Source organism: Vibrio sp. Vb0349, assembly GCF_033338975.1.
Window position 1 is genome coordinate 1 of record NZ_JAWOTS010000151.1, and the last position, 1,543, is coordinate 1,543.

The 1,543-nt window shown below is 40.4% G+C and carries 1 protein-coding gene; it reads right to left on the reverse strand.

Annotated elements, in window-relative coordinates; translation table 11 throughout:
• On the reverse strand, nt 1–1,012 hold a 1,012-nt coding region (locus tag R7Q47_RS24065; RefSeq protein WP_318089695.1), incomplete at its 3' end, for a methyl-accepting chemotaxis protein.
• Nucleotides 1,013–1,543: the final 531 nt, after the last annotated feature.

A 1,543-nucleotide genomic window follows, 5' to 3' on the forward strand; every position in this document is an offset into this window, starting at 1 on the left:
AAAGCTCATCATTCGCAGTTTGGCTTGCAACTGCTGCTTCATTTGCACTCTCGCTCACATTGCGACTAGTCACTTGCATTTCATGCACTGCTGCAGCAACTGCTTCGCTATCGCGCTGTTGAGATACTGTCGAATCTGCAATCGTCTCAGTGAGCGAGCTTAAGTTTGCCATCTCTTGACGAAGCGTGTTTGAGCTATCAATCACCTGTGACACGGTCGCTTGGATTTTAGAAACAAACTCGTTAAATGCCTTGGCCAGCTGACCAATTTCATCTTGCGTATTAATTTGGATTCGTTGGCTAAGATCACCATCACCCGAAGCGATTTGCGCCATTGCGTCTTTGATGTCGTTTAATGGTTTAAGTACTGTGCGTAGCAGCAGGAACACCATGCCAAGCGCCGCTAAGATCACAACGATGATACCCATTTCTAAAATCGATTCTGCTCGTGCAGTCGCCGCAGAAATGTCTGACTTCAACTCACCTTGCTTATCTTCGATAGCACTTTTCACGACATTGAGCTGGGCGCGAACATCAACAAATTGCTCCTCAAACGTGTTCTTGTGCTCATTGTAGTAGCTTAGCCATTGAGATTGAGGCTTGCTCAACATCACTTCGTAACTTTGTAGCCACTTTTGACCTAAAGTCACCAGTTTTTGCACATCAGCACCGTGTGATGCAGGCATCACTCCCGCACGTGATAGCTCAATCACTTTTTCCATACGCGGCAACGCTTTGTAAGCATTGTCTTTGTACTCGTGAATGTGGTGATCAATATCTGCTTGTGTTTCTGCTAAGGCAATGCCTTGAACAGCAGAAGTCGCTTGGTAGAGATCGCGGTACGCATCTTCAATCGTGAACAGGTTGGGTACGATCTGTTCATTTAAGGTGTCGCTTAATTCAGATTGCTTGCTCGTTGTCATAACATTTAATACTGAGCTCACGGTGAACAATCCAATTATCAAAGATAGAGGAATCACTATCTTTTGTTTGATTGTAAAGTTTTGGAACATGAATAGATTCCCTTAATATATATGTACAATTCGTTCACTATCATATCAAAAAAATGGACTATTCAACTGATTAACTAGATCAACTTTATCTAATATTTTTTGTCTTTTTGATAACGGTTCTGTTTTCAACAATTATTTGATTTATAGGAAATTTTCTTTAATCGAGGCAAATCACAAGAATGATGAAAAATAAATGATTCACGACGTAAAAAATGTAACAAAATAGTACTTAAGTTGATTTCAACGTAGCCTGATTTTATTCATATTTTCCTTAGAATCACACCAAACAGTGAATGACGTTAGGCAGATGATCTATTTATGTTTAAAGCTTACAGCAACAAATAAATTGAGATAGATGGATATAAATAGGCTTTTCGAGAAGAATAAGGAAAGGAAAGGAAAGAGAAAAATACGAATTGATAAAACGAAAAAGCCCCAGCATTTCTGCTAGGGCTTCGAATGTGGCGGTGAGTGAGAGATTCGAACTCTCGATACGTTGCCGTATACACACTTTCCAGGCGTGCTCCTTCA